We start from the raw sequence: 528 nt of genomic DNA on the forward strand, positions 1-528 counted from the left end.
CCACAGATCCTCCGGCGACCCCACCCCACCCGGGAAACGGCACGCCATACCGACGATCGCGATCGGCTCCGTCGAGGAGAGGGCGCCTGCCTCGGCGACAGTGGAGTCGGCCTTCTCTCCCGTGAGTTCGGCCAGGATGTGGGCGATCAGCGCGGCGGGGGTGGGGTGGTCGAAAACGAGCGTGGTGGTCAGGCGCAGGCCGGTTGCCGCGCCGAGGCGGTTGCGCAGTTCGACGGCGGTCAGCGAGTCGAACCCCATGTCCTGGAAGGGCCGGTCGTCGTCGAGGTCGTACGGGCCGGTGTGGCCCAGGACGTCGGCGACGTGGGTGCGGACCAGTTCGGCGACCGCGCGTCGCCGCTCCTCGGGCGGCACGGCCGCCAGACTCCGGCGCAGTGTGGTCGTCGCGGAAGACGGGGCCGCGGTGGCGCTCTTCCCTGTGCGAGGGGCCGGTACCAGGCCGCGGAGCATGGGGTGGATGGCGTCCTCGGTCCGCAGCCCGGTCAGGTCCAGCCCGGTCGCCGCGACGGC

At 73.1% G+C, this 528-nt stretch carries 1 protein-coding gene; it reads right to left on the bottom strand.

Annotated features, from left to right (window positions below):
* Window positions 1-528, bottom strand: a 528-nt coding sequence (locus IE286_RS26930) for an acyl carrier protein (RefSeq protein WP_189799368.1), incomplete at both ends; no start/stop codon positions are given.

Origin of the sequence: Streptomyces thermodiastaticus (assembly GCF_014656135.1) — a bacterium.
Classification (GTDB): Bacteria; Actinomycetota; Actinomycetes; order Streptomycetales; family Streptomycetaceae; genus Streptomyces; species Streptomyces thermodiastaticus.